We start from the raw sequence: 19066 nt of genomic DNA on the forward strand, positions 1-19066 counted from the left end.
CGGGAACCCATCTGGAACTACGTCGTTCCACGCTGCCGGATCGTTACCGTTCTTCCCCGTTCGGGGAGCTCCGAGGCGCTGCTGGGGTGTTTCCCAGGTGTTAAAGTCGCGCTAACAAGCGGGCCATCGTCGTCCCGTGCGCTCCCCGCGGCCGGTTCGCCGGCCACCGCACGAAACGACGAAGGAGGTCCCTTTTCCATGATCTTCTCCGCCATCCCCGGCAAGCAGGGTCTGTACGACCCGGACACCGAGCAGGATTCCTGCGGCGTCGCCATGGTCGCCGACGTCCAGGGCCGCCGCACGCACGGCATCGTCACCGACGGTCTCGCCGCGCTCACGAATCTCGACCACCGCGGAGCCGCGGGGGCCGAGCCGACGAGCGGCGACGGCGCCGGGATCCTGCTGCAGCTGCCCGACGAACTGCTCCGCGCCGAGGCGGGTTTCCCGCTGCCCGCGGCCGGTGCGTACGCCGCCGGGATCGCGTTCCTGCCCTCCGACGACGAGCAGCGCCGCAAGGCGGTCGGGCTCACCGAACGGATCGCGGCCGAAGAAGGGCTCACCGTCCTCGGCTGGCGCGAGGTCCCGGTGGACACCGAGGGCGCGGAAATCGGCCCCACCGCGCGTTCGGTGATGCCGCGGTTCTCGATGCTGTTCGTGTCGTCCCCGCACGGCGAAACCGGCCTGGAGCTGGACCGGCTGGCGTTCTGCCTGCGCAAGCGCGTCGAGCACGAAAGCCTCGCTTCCGGCTGCGGCACGTACTTCCCGTCGCTGTCCGCGCGCACGATCGTCTACAAAGGCATGCTCACGCCCGAGCAGCTGCCGCGGTTCTTCCCCGACCTGCGCGATTCCCGGCTCACCAGCGCGATCGCGCTCGTGCACTCCCGGTTCTCCACCAACACTTTCCCGTCGTGGCCGCTCGCGCACCCGTTCCGGTTCGTGGCGCACAACGGCGAGATCAACACGATCCGCGGCAACCGCAACCGCATGCGCGCCCGCGAGGCGCTGCTCGAATCCGACGTGCTCCCCGGCGATCTTTCGCGGCTGTACCCGATCTGCTCGGCCGACGCGTCGGACTCGGCGTCCTTCGACGAGGTGCTGGAGCTGCTCCACCTCGCGGGCCGTTCGCTGCCGCACGCGGTGCTGATGATGATCCCGGAGGCGTGGGAGAACCACACCTCGATGGACCCGGAACGGCGGGCTTTCTACCAGTTCCACGCCAGCCTGATGGAGCCGTGGGACGGTCCGGCTTGTGTCACCTTCACCGACGGCACGCTCGTCGGCGCGGTGCTCGACCGCAACGGCCTGCGCCCGGCGCGCTGGTGGCGCACCGCGGACGACCGCGTGGTGCTGGCCAGCGAGGCCGGAGTCCTCGACGTGGCACCGGAAAACGTCGTCGCGAAGGGCAGGCTGCAGCCGGGCCGGATGTTCCTCGTGGACACCGCCGCGGGCCGGATCGTGGACGACGAAGAGGTCAAGTCCGCGCTGGCGCGCAAACAGCAGTACAGCGACTGGCTGCACGCCGGGCTGCTCAAGATCGCCGAGCTGCCCGACCGCGACCACGTGGTGCAGAGCCACGATTCGGTGCTGCGCCGCCAGCTCGCTTTCGGCTACACCGAAGAAGAACTGAAGATCCTGCTCGCGCCGATGGCCGCCAACGGGGCCGAGCCGATCGGGTCGATGGGGTCGGACACCCCGGTCGCCGTGCTGTCCAAGCGGTCCCGGCTGCTGTACGACTATTTCAAGCAGAACTTCGCGCAGGTGACCAACCCGCCGCTGGACGCGATCCGCGAAGAGCTGGTCACGTCGATGAGCCGGATCATGGGGCCGGAGCGCAATCTGCTCGCGCCCGGGCCCGCGTCGTGCCGGCACCTGAACCTGCCGTACCCGGTGATCGACAACGACGAGCTGGCCAAGCTCATCCACATCAACGACGACGGCGACCTGCCCGGTTTCGCCTGCAGCGTCCTTTCCGGACTGTACGAAGTGGACGGCGGGGCGGACGCGCTGGCGGCGGCGCTCGAACGAGTGCGCCGCGACGCGTCCGAGGCGATCGCCGCTGGCGCGCGCACGCTCGTGCTGTCCGACCGCGATTCCGACCACCGGATGGCGCCGATCCCGTCGCTGCTGCTGGTTTCCGCGGTGCACCACCATCTGGTGCGCACCAAGGAACGGCTGCGCGTGGCGCTGGTCGTGGAGACCGGCGACGCCCGCGAGGTGCACCACATCGCGCTGCTGCTGGGCTACGGCGCGGCGGCGGTGAACCCGTACCTGGCCTTCGAAACCATCGAAGACATGATCAGCCAGGGCGCGATCACCGGCATCGAGCCGGCGAAGGCGGTCCGCAGCTACGTGCAGGCGCTCGTCAAGGGCGTCCTGAAGATCATGTCCAAAATGGGCATCTCGACGGTCGGCGCGTACACCGCGGCGCAGGTGTTCGAAGCCCTTGGCCTGAGCCAGGAACTGCTCGACGAGTACTTCACCGGAACGTCGTCGAAGCTCGGCGGCGTCGGGCTGGACGTGCTCGCCGAAGAGGTCGCGGTGCGGCACCGCCGGGCGTACCCGGACAACCCGACCGACCGGGTCCATCGCGGACTCGAGACCGGCGGCGAGTACGCGTACCGCCGCGAGGGCGAGCTGCACCTGTTCACGCCGGAGACGGTGTTCCTGCTGCAGCACGCGTCGAAGACCGGGCGCGACGAGGTGTACCGCAAGTACACCGAAGAGGTGCACCGGCTCTACCGCGAGGGCGGCACGCTGCGCGGGCTGTTCAAGTTCCGCGAAGGCACGCGCGAGCCGATCCCGCTGGACGAGGTCGAGCCCGCGTCGGCGATCCTGCGCCGGTTCAACACCGGGGCGATGTCGTACGGCTCGATTTCGGCCGAGGCGCACGAAACGCTCGCCATCGCGATGAACCGCATCGGCGGCCGGTCCAACACCGGCGAGGGCGGCGAGGACCCGGAGCGGCTGTACGACCCGCAGCGGCGCAGCGCGATCAAGCAGGTCGCCAGCGGACGGTTCGGCGTCACCAGCGAGTATCTCGTCAACGCGGACGACATCCAGATCAAGATGGCGCAGGGCGCGAAGCCGGGCGAGGGCGGGCAGCTGCCGCCGAACAAGGTGTACCCGTGGATCGCGCGCACGCGGCATTCGACGCCGGGCGTCGGGCTGATTTCCCCGCCGCCGCACCACGACATCTATTCCATTGAGGACCTGGCGCAGCTGATCCACGACCTCAAGAACGCCAACGAGAAGGCCCGCATCCACGTGAAGCTGGTGTCCTCGCTGGGCGTCGGCACGGTCGCGGCGGGCGTGTCCAAGGCGCACGCGGACGTCGTGCTGATTTCCGGCCACGACGGCGGAACCGGCGCGTCGCCGATGAACTCGCTCAAGCACGCCGGGACGCCGTGGGAGATCGGGCTCGCCGAAACGCAGCAGACGTTGCTGCTCAACGGTTTGCGCGACCGGATCACGGTGCAGGTGGACGGGGCGATGAAGACCGGCCGCGACGTCGTGGTCGCGGCGCTGCTCGGCGCCGAGGAGTACGGCTTCGCGACCGCGCCGCTGGTGGTCGCGGGCTGCATCATGATGCGCGTCTGCCACCTCGACACGTGCCCGGTCGGCGTCGCCACGCAAAGTCCGGAGCTGCGCAAGCGCTACACCGGACAGGCCGACCACGTGGTGCGGTACTTCGAGTTCGTCGCCGAGGAAGTGCGGGAAACCCTGGCACAGCTGGGATTCCGGACACTCGACGAGGCGATCGGGCACGCCGAGATGCTCGACACCGACGAGGCCGTGCAGCACTGGAAGGCCTCCGGGCTCGACCTCGGCCCGGTGTTCGAGATGCCCGCCGAAACGCCGTACGGCGGCGCGAAGCGGCGCGTGCGCGAACAGGACCACGGCCTGGAACACGCGCTCGACCGCACGCTCATCCAGCTCGCCGAGGCGGCGCTGGAGGACGCGCATCCGGTGCGCCTGGAACTGCCGGTGCGCAACGTGAACCGGACCGTCGGCACCCTGCTCGGCTCGGAGATCACCCGCCGCTACGGCGGGGAGGGCCTGCCGGACGGCACGATCCACGTGCGGCTCACCGGTTCGGCCGGGCAGTCGCTCGGCGCGTTCCTGCCGCGCGGCATCACGCTGGACATGGTCGGCGACGCCAACGACTACGTCGGCAAGGGCCTGTCCGGCGGCCGGATCGTGGTCCGCCCGCATCCGGACGCGAGCTTCGCCGCCGAACAGCAGACGATCGCGGGCAACACGCTGGCCTACGGCGCGACGTCCGGCGAGATGTTCCTGCGCGGGCAGGTCGGCGAGCGGTTCTGCGTCCGCAACTCCGGCGCGACGGTCGTGGCCGAGGGCGTGGGCGACCACGCGTTCGAGTACATGACCGGCGGCCGGGCGGTGGTGCTCGGCCCGACCGGGCGGAACCTGGCGGCCGGGATGTCCGGCGGCAGCGCGTACGTGCTCGATCTGGACCGGGCGAAGGTCAACCAGGACATGGTGGACCTGCTTCCGCCGTCCGCGGAGGACCTGGCCTGGCTCAAGCAGATCGTGCAGAAGCACCACGACCTCACCCGCTCGGCCGTGGCCGCGTCGCTCCTGGGCGACTGGACCCGGCGCGCGGCGGCGTTCACCAAGGTGATGCCGCGCGACTACCAGCGGGTCCTCGATGCGGCGAAGGCGGCGCGCGCCGCCGGCCGCGACGTCGACGAAGCGATCATGGAGGCGGCTCGTGGCTGACCCCACCGGTTTTCTCAAGTACGAACGGCAGGAACCGAAGAAGAAGTCTTACGAGGAAAGGCTTTCCTCGTGGGGCGAGGTCTACGCGGACGTGCCGCCGGAGGAGCGCAACGAGCAGGTGCGCACGCAGGCGTCACGGTGCATGGACTGCGGCATCCCGTTCTGCCACTCCGGCGGTTCCGGCTGTCCGCTGGGCAACCTGATCCCGGAATGGAACGACCTCGTTCGCCGCGGCGACTGGGCGGCGGCCAGCGATCGCTTGCACGCCACCAACAATTTCCCGGAATTCACCGGGAAGCTGTGCCCGGCGCCGTGCGAGGCGGGCTGCGTGCTGTCGATCTCGCCGCTGTCCGGCGGGCCGGTCGCGATCAAGCGCGTCGAGGAGACGATCGCGGCGCAGTCGTGGGAAGCCGGATACGTGCAGCCGCAGGTGTCCGAGGTGTCGTCGGGCCGCAAGGTGGCCGTCGTCGGCTCCGGTCCGGCCGGGCTGGCCGCGGCGCAGCAGCTGACCCGCGCGGGCCACGAGGTCACCGTCTTCGAACGGGACGACCGGCTCGGCGGCCTGCTGCGGTACGGCATTCCCGAGTTCAAGATGGAGAAGAAGGTCCTCGACCGGCGCCTGGCGCAGCTGCGCAAGGAAGGCACGAAGTTCGTCACCGGCTGCGAGGTCGGCGTCGACCTGTCGGTGGAGGACCTGCGCGAGCAGTACGACGCGGTCGTGCTCGCCGTGGGCGCGCTGCGCGGGCGGGACGACCGCACCACGCCGGGCCGTTCGCTCGACGGCATCCACCTGGCGATGGAACACCTGGTGCCCGCCAACAAGTTCGTGGAGGGCGACGGCCCGTCCCCGGTCGACGCGAACGGCAAGCACGTCGTGATCATCGGCGGCGGCGACACCGGCGCGGACTCCTACGGCACGGCCACCCGGCAGGGCGCGCTGTCGGTCACCCAGCTCGACCAGTACCCGACGCCGCCGGAAACCCGCGACGACGAGCGTTCGCCGTGGCCGACCTGGCCGTACATCCTCCGCACCTACCCGGCGCACGAGGAAGCGGGCGAGCGGAAGTTCGCGGTCGCGGTCAAGCGCTTCGTCGACGACGGCGCCGGGCACGTCAAAGCCGTGGAACTGCAGCAGGTCCGCGTGCAGAAGGACCCGGAAACCGGCCGCCGCGAGGTCATCCCGGTGAACGACGAGATCGAAACCCTGCCCGCGGACCTGGTCCTGCTGGCGATCGGTTTCGAAGGCGTCGAGGAAATGCCGCTGCTGGAAGGCCTGGACCTCACGCTGACCCGCCGCGGCACCCTGTCGTGCGGCTCGGACTGGCAGACGGAAACCCCCGGAGTCTTCGTCTGCGGCGACGCCCACCGCGGCGCGTCGCTGGTCGTGTGGGCCATCGCGGAAGGCCGCTCGGTGGCGGCGGCGGTGGACACGTTCCTGACCGGTGCTTCGGACCTTCCCGCTCCGGTGCACCCGACCGCATTGCCGCTCGCGGTGGTGTGATCCCCCCTGGCTCGGGCCCCGGCGCAACGGCGCGCCGGGGCCCGTTTCGTGAGAAGCTGAGCTGTCGGAGGGGGTCTCCAGGTGGACGAGCGGATCACGAACCAGGTCCTGGGCCCGGTCACGGGCAAGCTCGTGCAGGTGGGCCACGCCGATTCGGTCGTCGTGCACGCGGCTCCGCCCGCCCGGTCCCGCTACCGGCAATGGGTCCGCCAGGTCGCCCCGGAACACCTCATCGGCCGCGAGTCGGAACTCGCCGAACTGACCCGCTTCTGCACCGCCCCGGACGACGCCCCCGCGTACGTGTGGTGGCGCGCGGCTCCCTGGACCGGCAAGTCCGCCCTGATGGCCTCGTTCGTGCTCTCGCCGCCCGACGGGGTGCGAGTGGTGTCGTTCTTCGTCACTGCGCGTTCGCTCGGCGACGACACCCGCGAGGCCTTCGTAGACGTCGTCCAGGAGCAGCTGGCGGAAATCCTTGAGACAGCGAAGGATCCCGAAGCCCGAAACCTCAACGCGGTCTTCTCCGAAGCCGCCGCACACTGCCGGAACCGCGGCGAGCGCCTGGTGCTGGTCGTCGACGGCCTGGACGAGGACCGCGGCGCCAGCTCCGGCGGCCACAGCATCGCCGCGCTGCTGCCGTTCCCCGAGCACGGCCTCCGCGTGATCGTCGCGAGCCGCCTCAATCCCGACGTCCCGCCGGATGTGCGCTCTGACCATCCTCTGCGCGCTCCCGGCATCGAGCGCTCCCTGGCCCCGTCGCCCGCGGCGGTCGCGGCGAAGGCCGACATGGAGCGCGAACTCGACGCGCTGCTCCAAGACCAAGAGGACCTGCTGGGCTTTCTGGTCGCGGCTCGCGGCGGACTCAGCAGCGACGACCTGGCGCAGCTGACTCAGCGCCGCCCGCGCGACGTCGAACGGGTCCTGAACAGCGTGGCCAGCCGGTCGTTCACCCGCCGCCCGGCGCATTGGCGGCCCCGCGAGGCCCCGGCGGTTTTCCTGCTGGGACACGAGAATCTGCACCGCGAGGCTGTCGAAGCCTTCGGGGCCGAACTTTCTCGGTACCGCGAGGCGATCGACGAGTGGGCCGCCGAGTACCGGTCGGCGGGCTGGCCGCCGGACACCCCGCAATTCCTCCTGCGCGGCTACTTCCGGCTGGTCCAGGAAAGCGGCGACGTAGCCACGCTGGTAGACCTTGCCGGAGACCCGGCGAGACACGAACGCCTGCTGGACGTCTCCGGCGGCGATCTGGCCGCGATGGGAGAGCTGGACGCCGCCCGTGCGGCACTGCTCGCCTCCGCCGAACCGGACCTCCTCCGCCTGATCACGCTCGACACGTACCGGGACAATTTCCGCGACCGCAACAAGATCACGCCGGTCCGCCTGCCCGCGGTGTGGGCCGCGCTGGGGCAGTTCGACCACGCCGTGGCGCTGGCGCAGGCCATGACCGATCCCCGGTCGCGCAGGCAAGCTCTGCTCGAGCTTTCCGAAGAGCTGGTCCGCGCCGGACAGCCGGAGCGAGCCGAGCAGTTGGCCGAGGACGAGCTTGACCCGGAGCTGTGCGACGCCCTGCTCGCCGAGACCGCTGTGGCTCTGGTGCGCCGCGGGGAACCGGGGGCCGCCGCGCGGATCGCCGACCGGGTCAGCGCGGATCAACGTCGTCGCATCGCCGCCGTCGCCGAACCGGACTTCTCCCGGGCCGGGCGCCTGGCGCGGGAAATTTCCCGGGACGACGTCCGGGATCGGACGCTCGTCGAACTGGCAGTGGCGGCGGTCGACGAGTTGGACGTGGCCGTCGAACTGGCCGCTGCCGTGAGTCGCGACCTGAGCCGCGACAGAGCGTTCTCGGAGATAGCGGAGCGGCTCGTCCGGCGCGGAGAAGTCGACCGGGCTCGCGCGCTCGCGCAGGAGCGCGGGGTCACCAGAGTGCTGTTCCGCCTCGACGTCACGGCCGAATTGGCCGCGTCGGAAGACCCGGCCGGAGTTGTCGTCGCGAGGTTCCCCGAAGGGGAGCGCGAGCACACGGTCGTGCCGCTCCTGATCGAATTCCTGGCCGAGACGGGCAGGCTGGCGGACATTCCCGCGGTGCTGGAATCGATGACCAACCCGTTCGCCCGGCGCACGGCGACCACCCGGTTCGTTCAGGCGCTCGTGGCCGCGGGCGAGGCCGACCAAGCCTTCCATTGGACCCTCCGGTACCCGGCCGCCCGCCGGTCGTCCTTCGAACTGGAAGCCGAAGCGCAGCGGTTCGTGGTCCTGGCGGAAGCGCTGCTGTCGGTGGGGGACTTCGCCCGCGCGCGCCAGGCGGCGGAGCGGGCGGAATCGGTGACCCGCCGTCCGGTGGACGACCCGCGCGCGGCGGCGGCGATCAGCGCGTTGAGCAAAACCGTCGTCGCGGCCGGGGATGTGCGCCGGGCCGAACTGCTCGCTCCTCTGGTGCAGTCGGACCTGCAGGGGCTGACCGAGATCAAATCGGTGGCGAGCCTTCTCGCCGAAAGAGGAGACCCGCGGATCGCCGAAAAGCTGATCCGGGGCGTCGATTTCTGGTCGGCGATGCGGGAACCCGTGATCCTGCTCGCCCGGCGCCTTCGGGCCGAGGGCGACCGCGCCGCGCTGGCCCGGATCGCCGAGTACGTCCGGAGCCGCGTGAAGGAGACCCCACCGGACTGGCGGCTCGGCTGGAACGAGTCGCGCTCGGCCGTCGTGATGCTGGCCGCCGCGGGCGAACCCGCCGAACTCGTCGAGCTGGTGGCCGCCCATCCGGAGGAGGCCCGGCTCGATTCGGCGATCGAGGACGCCATGGAGGACCTGGCGGCCCGCGGCGAGGCCGCCGTCGCTCTCGAGCTGTGCGGATATCTGGACGAGCGCGACGTGGTCCGAGTCCAGCGGACGCTCGTGCGCGGTCTGGCCGCGGCCGGGCATCTGGACCAGGCCGAAGCCGTCCTCGAGCGCGTCGAAGACGATCCGGAGCGCGAACGGCTCACCCTCGCGTTCCTGCCGGAACTCGCCCGGCACGACCTGCCCCGCGCACTCGCCCAAGCCCGGCTGGTCGAATCCGCCGAGGACCGCGCCCGGCTCCTGGTCGAAATCTCCGCCGCCGCCCCGCCGGACGAACGCCGCCGGATCCTCGCCGAAGCGGTCGGCCTCGACCACTGGTCCGTCATCGTCCCCGCCATGGACACCGGCGAACTCGCAGGTCTCCTCGACGTGGCCGACCGGTTCGGGGCGCTCTACCGCCAAGACGCCCCGGACGCGTGACCCTCGCCGCCCACCGGTCCGGGCGAAGGCGGCAGACCCTATCCTGAGACGCGTGAACTGGACAGTCGACGTTCCCGTAGACACTCTCCCCGAGCTGCCGCCGCTGCCTCCTGAGCTGCGGGACCGCCTCGACACCGCCTTGTCGCTGCCCGCCGCGCAGCAGCCGGAGTGGCCGGACGCCGCGCTGGCCAAGCGGGTGCGCGGCGTGCTGGAGAGCGTGCCGCCGATCACCGTGCCCGCCGAGATCGACCGGCTGAAGAACCGGCTCGCCATGGTGGCCCGCGGGGAGGCGTTCCTGCTGCAGGGCGGCGACTGTGCGGAGACGTTCGAGTCCAACACCGAACCGCACATCCGGGCGAATCTGCGCACGCTGCTGCAGATGGCCGTCGTGCTCACCTACGGGGCCAGCCTGCCGGTGGTGAAGGTCGGCCGGATCGCGGGCCAGTACGCGAAGCCGCGCTCGTCCGGCACCGACGCGCTCGGGCTGCCCGTCTACCGCGGCGACATCATCAACTCGCTCGTCGCCAAGCCGGAGCTGCGGGTGCCGGACCCGGGCCGGATGATCCGCGCCTACGCGAACGCGGGCGCGGCGATGAACCTGGTCCGCGCGCTCACCGGCGCGGGCATGGCCGACCTGCACCAGGTGCACGACTGGAACAAGGACTTCGTGTCCTCGTCGCCCGCGGGGGAGCGGTACGAGGCGCTCGCCGCCGAGATCGACCGCGGCCTGCGGTTCATGAACGCCTGCGGCGTCACCGACTCCTCGCTGCAGTACACCGAGATCTTCGCCAGCCACGAGGCGCTGCTGCTCGACTACGAGCGCGCGATGCTGCGGCTGGACCAGGCCGACGCGGCCAACCCGAAGCTGTACAACCTGTCCTCGCACTTCCTGTGGATCGGCGAGCGCACCCGGCAGCTCGACGGCGCGCACATCGCGTTCGCCGAACTGCTGTCGAACCCGATCGGGCTCAAGATCGGCCCGACGACCACGCCCGAGCAAGCGCTGGAATACGTCGAGCGGCTCGACCCGCGCAGCGAACCCGGCCGGCTCACGCTGATCTCCCGGATGGGCAACGGCAAGGTCCGCGAGGTGCTGCCGGCGATCGTGGAGAAGGTCGAAGCGTCCGGGCACAAGGTCATCTGGCAGTGCGACCCGATGCACGGCAACACGCACGAATCGTCCACCGGCTACAAGACCCGGCACTTCGACCGCATCGTCGACGAGGTCCAGGGCTTCTTCGAGGTGCACCGCAAGCTCGGCACCTACCCCGGCGGCATCCACGTCGAGCTGACCGGCGAGGACGTCACCGAATGCCTCGGCGGGGCCCAGGAAATCTCCGACGTCGACCTCTCCGGCCGCTACGAGACCGCCTGCGACCCCCGGCTCAACACCCAGCAGTCGCTGGAACTGGCCTTCCTGGTCGCGGAGATGCTGCGCGGCTGATCTTCCCGCCTCGTGCGCGCCGGCCAGGCACCGGCGCTCACGAGGCGGCCAGCAGCTCGGCCGCCGACTTGGCCACCGCGTCCCGCAGCGACCCGAGGTCCGCCACCGCCTCCGCGTTCGCCTGCAGTCCGATGTGGACACTGTCGCGGTAGTGCGCGACCGCGATGCCCACCGCCTGGTGCGGGGCGAGCGGCACGAACGGGTACACCTCCGCGAGCGGCGCACCGTCGAGCGCGTAGCGAGCGGGTGGCAGCGGCACCGTCGTCACCACCAGATCGAACAACAGCGGCGCGGCCAACCCCGCGGTCCGCGTCCCGAGCCGATGCAGCGCAGCGGGCATCCGGTCAGCCAGCAGCGGAAACGCCCCTGCCCCGCGAGAAGGACCGGCCGCCTTGTTGCGCGCCATCGCCGCGCGCACTTCGGTCAGCCGCCGCACCGGATCGTCCACTCCGATCGGCAGATCGCACAAATAGCCGGAAAGCTTGTTCCCGCCCCATTGCTCGGCCGCCCTCCCGCGCACGCTCACGGGAATCAGCGCGCGCACCGACCGTCCCGTCGCGCGGATGCCGCGGTTGACCAGCCATTCGCGCAAGGCGCCGGAAAGGACCCCGAGCACCACGTCGTTCGTGGTGCCGCCGTGCGTTCGCCGGATCCGGCGAAGGTCAGCCGAGTCCAGCCGGGCGAAACCGAGGCGTCGTTCGGCGGAGGCGGGCGCCGCCAGCGGAAGGCACGGCGGACGCGCCGCCCGGACCACCGACGACGCGATTCCCGCTGTTTCCAACGTGTCCCGCACCGCGCTCAGCGGCGAACGCGGCCGCGGGATCCTCGGCGCGGGCTGCGGGACCGGCAATCCGTCGAGGAGTCCCGCCGCGACGGCGTACGCGCCCGCGCCGTCGGTGAGCGCGTGGTGCAGTTTGAGCAAAATCGCGAAGCTGCCGTCCGCGAATCCGGTCACCACAGTGAGTTCCCACAGTGGACGGTGCGGGTCGAGCGGTTCGGCGATCCACCTCGCCGCGAACTCCGGCAGCGGGTCCGGGTCGTACAGCGTGGTCAGGCGGTGCTGGCGAAGATGTTTCACTGCCTGGAAATCCGGGTCGTCCACCCACGTCGCGGAGCCGGGCGGGAAGAGCCCGGCGCGGATTTTCCGGCGCAGCGGCGCGACAGTCGCCGCCCGACGCGCGAGCAGCGCGGTCAGCCGGTCCGGATCGACCGGCTCCTCCGGCGCGAAAACCAGGGCCGCGCCCATCTGCATCGGCGCGGTTTCCCTGGAGAGGCACAGAAAAGCGACATCGAGCGAGCTGAGCGGGGCAGGAGCCATGGTCCACCATCCAACATCCGGCGTCGAGTGCGAAGGTCGAGGGCGAATGTCACGACACTACTCGGGTGTGACCGGCGGACGGCCGCAATGTTTCGCGGGCGCTAATTCCCCGGGATTTCACTCGCCCGGGGCACGGCGCGGCTGCCGCTGCGGCAACCCGGGGCCTCTGGTTTCGGTCACCTCGGCGGCGATCTGCCGCATCGCGACGCCGTTGCCCGGCCGCTTCGGCAGCCCGGGCCACAGTTCGCCGGCTTCGAGCGCCGCGGCGCGCAGGCGTCCGCCGTCGAGTTTGGTGTGCGTTTCCGGGATCTCGCGGTCGAGCCACTGCACGATCACCTTCAGCGGACCGGCGCTGGGCAGCGGCCACACGAAGACCGGATGCTCGTAGTGGAATTCCGACCCGCTGCCTTCCTCGACGCGCAGCACCGGTTCGTGCGGTTCGCCCGCGCTCGGCACCGAAACGGTTTCGGAACTGGCCCGTCCGCCGTCCGGGAACAGCACGCCGACCAGCAGCGAGTTGTAGTCCGGGATGCGCCGGTGGCCGATCAGCGGCGCGCCGTCCATCCGGTCGCGCGAGTACACCGCGATCCGCAGCGTCATCGCCTCCGGCCACACCTCGACCGCGCGCAGCGCCACGATGGTGCGCTCGGACCGGCCCAGCGGCGTCGGCCACGGCACCAGCGCGGGCACGATGTGGTCGGCGGGCGGGCCGGTCCACGGACGGCCCTCGTAGCCGAACAGCTCCCGTTCCCGGACCGGGAACAGGGGTCGCTCGCGAGGACCGTCCGTGAAGAAGCTCATCAGTCCTCGCGAGGGGCGAGGCCGCCGTCGGCGCCGGACTGCTTGGGGCTGCCCATGGCGTCCATCAGCTGGCGGGCGAGGCCGAGGCCCGTGCCGCCGAGGGAGAGCGCCTTGGTGAACATGTCCGACATCCCGTCCGCGCCGTTCAGGACCACCATGTGGTCGACATTGCCGAAGGCCTGCGCGCCGGCTTCGACGATCTCCGGCCAGCGCTCGGCCAGCTGTTGTGCTACCACAGCCTCCTGGTTCTCCGCCAGTGCAGCCGCGCGCGCCTTGATCGACTCGGCTTCGGCGAGCCCCTTCGCCTTCGCCGCCTCGGCTTCGGCCAGACCCTTGGCCTTAGCCGCTTCCGCGTCCGCGAGCCCCTTCGCCTTGGCGGCCGCCGCTTCGGCCTCACCCGTGGCCTTCGTCGCGCTCGCGCTGGCTTCCGCGCGGGCCTTCGTGGCCTGCGCTTCGGCCTCCGCCGCGGTCTTGACCCGGGTCGCGTCCGCGCCCGCCCGCAGCTCGGTTTCCTTCGCCTGTGCTTGCGCGCGGGCGATTTGCGCGTCGCGTTCCGCGTCGGCGGTCGTACGCGTTTCGTACGCCTTCGCGTCGGCCGGTTTGCGGACCTGCGACTGCAGCCGCTGCTCGGACAGCGCCGCCTCGAGTTCGGCGGCCCTGGTCTCCTGGACCACGACCTCCTGGCGCGCGGTCGCCTCGGCCAGCGGACCGGACTGGCTCGCCTTCGCCTTGGCCTGGTCCACCTCGGCCTGGTACCCGGCCTGCTGGATCTGGCTTTCCCGGATCGCGCCCGCCTTGCGCGCGGCGGCGACCTGCTCGGCCTCGGTGGCCTCCTGGTCGCGCTGCGCCTCGGCGATCCGCGCCGCGGCGGCGATCGCGGCCGCGTGCGGTTTGCCGAGGTTGACGATGTAGCCGGACTCGTCGTCGATCTCCTGGATCTGCAGCGAGTCCACGATCAGCCCGAGCTTGATCATCTCGGTCGCCGACGACTGGCGGACCTCGCCGGTCAGCGCGTCGCGGTTGTGGATCATCTCCTCGATGGTCAGCCCGCCCACGATCGACCGCAGATGGCCGGAGAACAGCTCGTGGATGGTGTCGTTCATGCCCTTCTGCTGGTCGAGGAACCGGCGGGCGGCGTTCGCGATCGAGGCGAAATCGTCGCCGACCTTGTAGATCACGACCGCGCGCACGGTGACCGGCAGACCCTGTTTCGTCACGCACGAGACCTGCAGGTTCACCCCTCGGGTGTCCAGCGACAGCCTGCGCGCGGTCTGGAAGCCGGGCAGCACGTTCACGCCGCGGCCGGTGACGATCTTGAACCCGAGGCTGTCGGCGGTCTCGGTGCGCTCGACCCGGACGCCCCAGCCGGAGATGATGAGCGCCTCGTTCGGCTCCGCCACTTTGTAGAGGATCCGCAGGAGCCCGAACAGCAGGATCACGGCCGCGACCGCGATCACCACGATGACCCAGATTTCCATAGCCCTCGCCGCACTTTCCGTATTCAGCTGGCACGGCGCTCAGGCGCCGTCAGCACTGCGACGCGGTCAAGAGCGCAACGGTTGCCACCTTTCCACGTAGACCGTGCGCGGGGGTTCGAAATCGACCACCAGGACGGGGGTTCCCACGGCGAAAGTCGTCTCCGGTTCGGCCGGATAGGCGTAGAAGGCCTCGGTGCCGCCGCGGACGCTCAGCAGCACCTCGCCGATCAGCCCGGGCCCGACGGTGCCGGTCACCCGGCCGCGGCTGCCGATCATCCGCCGAACCCCCGGATCTTGACCTTGGTGCCCTTGGGCACGAACGAGCCGGGGGCCGGGTCCTGCTCCAGCACGAAGCTGAAGCCGCCGTGCCCGTGGCCGTTGCCGTCGCCGCCCTTGCGGTCGACGTCGAGCCCGGCCTGTTTGAGCAGGTCCGCGGCCTGGTCGAACGGGCGGTACCGGACGTCCGGCACCTGGACCGCGTTCGAGACCCAGACCTTGACCTTCTTGGTCCCCGGCTGGCCCGGGCCGGGGTCGGTGCGGGTGACCGCGCCCGCGGGGACGTTCTGCGAGAACTCCTCGCCGCCGTCCTGCGGCTGGAACCCGGCCTGCTTGAGGATCTGGAACGCCTCGTCCTTGGACCGCCCGGTGACGTCCGGGACCGGCGGGAGCGGTTCCTGGCCCTTGGACAGCACCAGCGTGACCTGGCCGCCGATGTCCACCGGAGTGCCCGCCGCCGGGCTCACGCTCAGGACGGTGCCCTGCGGCGCGGTGTCGCTGTACTCCGGCGTGCCCTGGACGACGGTGAGCTTCTGCGCCTGGATCGCCTTCGTGGCCGCGTCGAGCGAGGAGCCGACGCGGATGTCCGGCACCTTCGGCTTGCCCTTCGACACCACCACGGACACGGTGGCCTCCTGGTCGAGCTTGGTGCCCGGGGCCGGATCCACCTTGATCACCTTGTTGGCTTCGACGGTGTTGTCGAACTCCTGGCTGTAGCGCGGGTTCAGCTTCGCCGCGCGCAGCTGGTCGCCCGCCTCGGCCTGGGTCAGCCCGGCGAGCTTCGGCACCGTCGTGGTCGTGACCTTGGCATCGCTGAGGATGAACGCGAACGCGCCGATCAGTCCGCCGAGCACCAGCACCCCGGCGATCGCCAGCGCGATCATCTTGCGCTTGCCGCGCGGTTTCGCCGGTTCGCCCGCTGCCGGGGGGCCGGCGGGCGGCGGTGCGGCCGGGGGAGGGGCGACGGGCACGGCGCGGGTCATGGCGCGCGTGCCGCGCGGGCCGGAGACCGGCATGGTCTGCTGGTCCAGCGGAACGTTCTGCTGGACCGCCGGGATGTTCGGGAGCGTCCGTTCGACGTCCGACACGCGGTCGCCGTCCGGCGGCGGGGGCACCGGCACCGCGACCGGCGGCAGCCCCAGTTCGGCGCGCGCGGCGTGCAGCTGCGTCAGGAACTCGGTGGCGTCGGCCGGGCGCTGCTGCGGGTCGCGGCGGGTGGCGCGCAGAATCAGGTCGTCGAGCACCGGCGGCAGGTCCGGCCGCAGCTCGCTCGGCCGGGGGACGTCGTCGTTCACGTGCCGGTAGGCGACCGAGATCGCGGTGTCGCCGGTGTAGGGCAGCCGGCCGGTGAGCATCTCGTACAGCAGGATGCCCGCCGAGTACACGTCGCTGCGGGCCGTGGTGTCGCCGGTGGCGACCTGTTCGGGGGCCAGGTAGCCCACGGTGCCCAGGATGACGCTCGAGCTCGTGGTGCCCGCGCTGGCGACCGCGCGGACCAGGCCGAAGTCGCCGACCTTGACCACGCCGCCCGCGAGCTGCCCGCTGCGGCCGATGAGCACGTTCTCGGGTTTGACGTCGCGGTGCACCAGCCCGGCGGCGTGCGCGGCGGCCAGCGCGGCCAGCACCGGCTCGGCGACGCTCAGCGCGAGCGAGACGTCCAGCTGGCCCTGCTCGTCCAGCAGGTCGCGCAAGGTGCCGCCGTCGACCAGTTCCATCACCAGGAAGGCGAGGCCGGTGTCCTGGCCGGCCGGGGTGTCGAAGCCCTGGTCGTGCACGGCGACCACGTTCGGGTGATGCAGCTGGGCGGCCGAACGCGCTTCGCGCACGAACCGGTCGACGAACGACCGGTCGTCGGCGAACCGCGGATCCATGATCTTGATCGCCACCGCCCGGTCGAGACGGGTGTCGAGGCCCCGGTAGACGGCCGACATCCCGCCCCTGGCCAGCAGCTGGTCAACGCGGTAGCGGCGTTCGAGCAGGGTGCCGACGAGGCTGGGCTGGGTGCGCGTCACGGTGGGCAATCGTACGGAAGGCCGCGCGTGCCGGGGCGGGTCACCCGTGCGTACCAGTGGGCCGGACGGGGGAATGTGGCACAGTGTCACGTGTGAGTGGGATTCCTGTCGCCGACGACATCCTCGACGCCGCGGTCGCGGTCAAGCCGTTGCCGGAGGTGGCGGCCGCATTGGGCGTCTCGGCCAACAAGGTGCGCCAGATGCTGAGGGACGGCGAGCTGATCGCCGTCCGGCGCGACGGCGAACTCTGCGTGCCCGGCGATTTCTTCGTGAAGGACGGCATCGTCAAGGGGCTGGCCGGCACCATCACCGTGCTCGCCGACTCCGGATTCAGCCGCACCGAGATGCTGCGCTGGCTCTTCACCGCCGACGACACGCTCCCGGGCAGCACGCCGATCAACGCGCTGCGCACCAGCCACGGCACCGAGGTGAAGCGGCGCGCGCAGGCGATGGCTTTCTAGCCGTTCCCGCAGTGCTCCGGACGGGCTGATCGACGCGGTCAATCGGCCTCCGGCGCCCCTAACGGACTAGCCGCGTGCCGACCGTCCACAACGGATGCGCGACCGCCGCGACCGCCTGCATCCCCGCCGCCGCGGCCAATCCGGCGGCGGGGGAACAGGCGGCCAACGGTCCGGCCACGGCGTTCCCCAGCGCGATCCCGGCGATCTTGATGCTCGCCGCCGTGGTGAAGACCTGCGCCCGCATTTCCGGCGGCGCTTCCCGATGCCGCACCGCGAACAACGCCGCCAGCTGCGGTCCTTCGCCGACCCCGGTGAGCGCCACCGCGGCCACGAGCAACGCCGCATCCGGTGCCACCGCCGCCCCGGCGAGCCCGAGGCCGATGGCGACAGTGCTCAATCGCACCGCGCGGTTCGGCGAATACGACCGTCGCGAAAGGACCGCGTTCGCCAGCAACGACGCGACGGACAATCCGACGAGCAACAGCGTCCCGTATCCCGCGCTGCCGAGCCGCTGCGCGCCGATCAGCGGATAGCAGACGAACGCCATCCCGATCCGACGCACGACAAGGTCGAGGTCGCGGTGGACTGTCGCAACGCGGGGTTGCGCACGAGAACCACTGCCGCTTCAAAGAAGCGCGGCCGCTGCTTTTCGGCGCTCCGGGGAAGTCGCCACGCGAACGGCACCGCGATCAGCACCAACACGCCGGCGACGACCACTGCGGCTGGTGCCCCCGCTGCCGTGGCGAGCACCCCGGCAAGCCCCGGTCCGACGAGCGCTGCCGCGGTGAACGTCATCGCGTCGAGCGTGCTCGCCTTGCCGAGCTTCTCCGCCGGGACGAGTGCGGGCACCTGTGCCGTCCACCCGCCGCCGATCGCCGGTGCCAGCAGCCCAGTCCCCACCGCGATCGTCACGACCAGCGCAAACGGCACCGCTCCGAAGAGCGCGGTAATCGCCGCAAGCCCTACCGCATAGCCGACCAGTCCCATCGCGAGGATCCGGCCGGGGGTACGAGACCGGTCCAGAACCGCGCCCAGCAACGGCCCGCCGACCGCCGCCGCGACCGTGAGCCCGGCCAGCAATGTCGACCCCGCGACCGCTCCCGAAGCACCCACGCCCAGCAGCAACACCGCCGGACTGGACAACTCGTCGCCAGTGCGCGCGGCGGTCGCCCCGGTCAGATACGCCGCGAATCTGTAACGGCTTGGCACTGACAAGATGTTACAGTGGCTCATGCCTGGAACGCAGCCGGATTTCGCGGGCCGCTCCGCCCGAGACGCCGTGCGCCGTGCCGTAGCGCTGCTCGATGTGCTGCTGCGGGAGGACCCGGCGCCGAAATCGGTAGCCGCGGTGCTAGTCGAGTACGGAGAACCGCAGCCTCAGCTCTCCGCGCGCGACGTGGCTGAGCTGCGCGCCGCCGCGCTGGAACTGCGGGAGGTCTTCGCCGCCCCAGACGCTGCTAGGGCCGCTGAGGTGTTGAATGCGCTGTTTGCCGCCCACGCCGGACCCCCGCGCCTGACCGCGCACGACGAGAACTTCGGCTGGCACCTGCACATCGACTCAGCCGACGACGGGCCGTGGGGTACCTGGCTGATCACGTCGTCCGCGCTGGCCCTGGCCACGTTGCTGGCCGACCGCCAGAGCGTCCCCGGCGGCCTGTGCGCGTCGCCCTCGTGCGGTAAGCCCTTCGCACACCTAGGCGGCGGCAGCCCGCGCCGGTACTGCTCTACCCGTTGCGCCACAAGGGAACGCGTCGCCGCCCATCGCGCCCGGCTAACCTGACCG

General features: G+C 71.1%; 13 protein-coding genes. 6 read left to right on the top strand and 7 right to left on the bottom strand.

The window, feature by feature from the left end; all coding sequences use genetic code 11:
- The first annotated feature begins 198 nt into the window (after positions 1-198).
- From gltB to SSMG_RS09235, 4 genes are all read left to right on the top strand, one after another.
- Positions 199-4740: a glutamate synthase large subunit gene (gene gltB / locus SSMG_RS09220; protein WP_009074996.1), complete on the top strand. Its 4542-nt coding sequence runs from the start codon at positions 199-201 to the stop codon at positions 4738-4740.
- Positions 4733-6241, top strand: a complete 1509-nt coding sequence (locus SSMG_RS09225; RefSeq protein WP_009074998.1) for a glutamate synthase subunit beta — start codon at positions 4733-4735, stop codon at positions 6239-6241. Before gltB ends, SSMG_RS09225 begins: the two co-directional genes overlap by 8 nt.
- 81 nt (positions 6242-6322) lie before the next feature.
- The gene (locus SSMG_RS09230; protein WP_009075000.1) at positions 6323-9493 is read left to right on the top strand and encodes a hypothetical protein; all 3171 of its coding nucleotides are present in this window, start codon (positions 6323-6325) and stop codon (positions 9491-9493) included.
- A gap of 115 nt (positions 9494-9608) precedes the next feature.
- A complete protein-coding gene (locus tag SSMG_RS09235) occupies positions 9609-10937 on the top strand; it encodes a class II 3-deoxy-7-phosphoheptulonate synthase (RefSeq protein ID WP_286157034.1) in 1329 nt (442 codons plus the stop codon).
- A gap of 37 nt (positions 10938-10974) precedes the next feature.
- Here the strand turns inward: SSMG_RS09235 and SSMG_RS09240 are convergent, their stop codons facing one another.
- From SSMG_RS09240 to pknB, 5 genes are all read right to left on the bottom strand, one after another.
- The gene (locus SSMG_RS09240) at positions 10975-12255 is read right to left on the bottom strand and encodes a wax ester/triacylglycerol synthase domain-containing protein (RefSeq protein ID WP_009075003.1); all 1281 of its coding nucleotides are present in this window, start codon (positions 12253-12255) and stop codon (positions 10975-10977) included.
- 117 nt (positions 12256-12372) lie between these two features.
- Positions 12373-13056 carry a hypothetical protein gene (locus SSMG_RS09245; RefSeq protein WP_009075006.1) on the bottom strand — a complete coding sequence of 228 codons (684 nt, stop codon included), beginning with the start codon at positions 13054-13056 and terminating at the stop codon, positions 12373-12375.
- Positions 13056-14534, bottom strand: coding sequence for a flotillin family protein (locus SSMG_RS09250; protein ID WP_009075008.1), 1479 nt, complete (start codon positions 14532-14534; stop codon positions 13056-13058). Before SSMG_RS09250 ends, SSMG_RS09245 begins: the two co-directional genes overlap by 1 nt.
- Positions 14535-14600: 66 nt before the next feature.
- On the bottom strand, positions 14601-14810 hold the full coding sequence (locus SSMG_RS09255) for a hypothetical protein (protein WP_009075010.1): 210 nt from the start codon (positions 14808-14810) through the stop codon (positions 14601-14603).
- Positions 14807-16822: a Stk1 family PASTA domain-containing Ser/Thr kinase gene (pknB, locus tag SSMG_RS09260; RefSeq protein WP_009075012.1), complete on the bottom strand. Its 2016-nt coding sequence runs from the start codon at positions 16820-16822 to the stop codon at positions 14807-14809. The genes SSMG_RS09255 and pknB overlap by 4 nt, the downstream gene beginning before the upstream one ends.
- Before the next feature lie 101 nt (positions 16823-16923).
- Between pknB and SSMG_RS46060 the strand changes: the two genes are divergently transcribed.
- Positions 16924-17283: an Rv2175c family DNA-binding protein gene (locus SSMG_RS46060; protein WP_286157035.1), complete on the top strand. Its 360-nt coding sequence runs from the start codon at positions 16924-16926 to the stop codon at positions 17281-17283.
- 58 nt (positions 17284-17341) lie between these two features.
- Here the strand turns inward: SSMG_RS46060 and SSMG_RS46745 are convergent, their stop codons facing one another.
- Together SSMG_RS46745 and SSMG_RS46750 are read right to left on the bottom strand one after the other, a co-directional pair.
- On the bottom strand, positions 17342-17830 hold the full coding sequence (locus SSMG_RS46745; RefSeq protein WP_234392810.1) for a hypothetical protein: 489 nt from the start codon (positions 17828-17830) through the stop codon (positions 17342-17344).
- Positions 17806-18492: an MFS transporter gene (locus SSMG_RS46750; protein ID WP_234392811.1), complete on the bottom strand. Its 687-nt coding sequence runs from the start codon at positions 18490-18492 to the stop codon at positions 17806-17808. Before SSMG_RS46750 ends, SSMG_RS46745 begins: the two co-directional genes overlap by 25 nt.
- A 22-nt stretch (positions 18493-18514) precedes the next feature.
- Between SSMG_RS46750 and SSMG_RS09275 the strand changes: the two genes are divergently transcribed.
- Positions 18515-19063 (top strand): CGNR zinc finger domain-containing protein, encoded by a 549-nt coding sequence (locus SSMG_RS09275; protein ID WP_050788136.1) that lies wholly within the window; start codon positions 18515-18517, stop codon positions 19061-19063.
- Positions 19064-19066: the final 3 nt, after the last annotated feature.

The sequence above is a fragment of the Streptomyces sp. AA4 genome, assembly GCF_000158875.1.
GTDB lineage: Bacteria > Actinomycetota > Actinomycetes > Mycobacteriales > Pseudonocardiaceae > Amycolatopsis.

Coding starts and splice junctions, on each gene's coding strand:
- SSMG_RS09245 (WP_009075006.1), bottom strand. CDS start 13,056: ATGAGCTTCTTCACGGACGGTCCTCGCGAGCGACCCCTGTTCCCGGTC.
- gltB (WP_009074996.1), top strand. CDS start 199: ATGATCTTCTCCGCCATCCCCGGCAAGCAGGGTCTGTACGACCCGGAC.
- SSMG_RS09275 (WP_050788136.1), top strand. CDS start 18,515: ATGCCTGGAACGCAGCCGGATTTCGCGGGCCGCTCCGCCCGAGACGCC.
- SSMG_RS09240 (WP_009075003.1), bottom strand. CDS start 12,255: ATGGCTCCTGCCCCGCTCAGCTCGCTCGATGTCGCTTTTCTGTGCCTC.
- SSMG_RS46745 (WP_234392810.1), bottom strand. CDS start 17,830: ATGGCGTTCGTCTGCTATCCGCTGATCGGCGCGCAGCGGCTCGGCAGC.
- SSMG_RS09250 (WP_009075008.1), bottom strand. CDS start 14,534: ATGGAAATCTGGGTCATCGTGGTGATCGCGGTCGCGGCCGTGATCCTG.
- SSMG_RS09255 (WP_009075010.1), bottom strand. CDS start 14,810: ATGATCGGCAGCCGCGGCCGGGTGACCGGCACCGTCGGGCCCGGGCTG.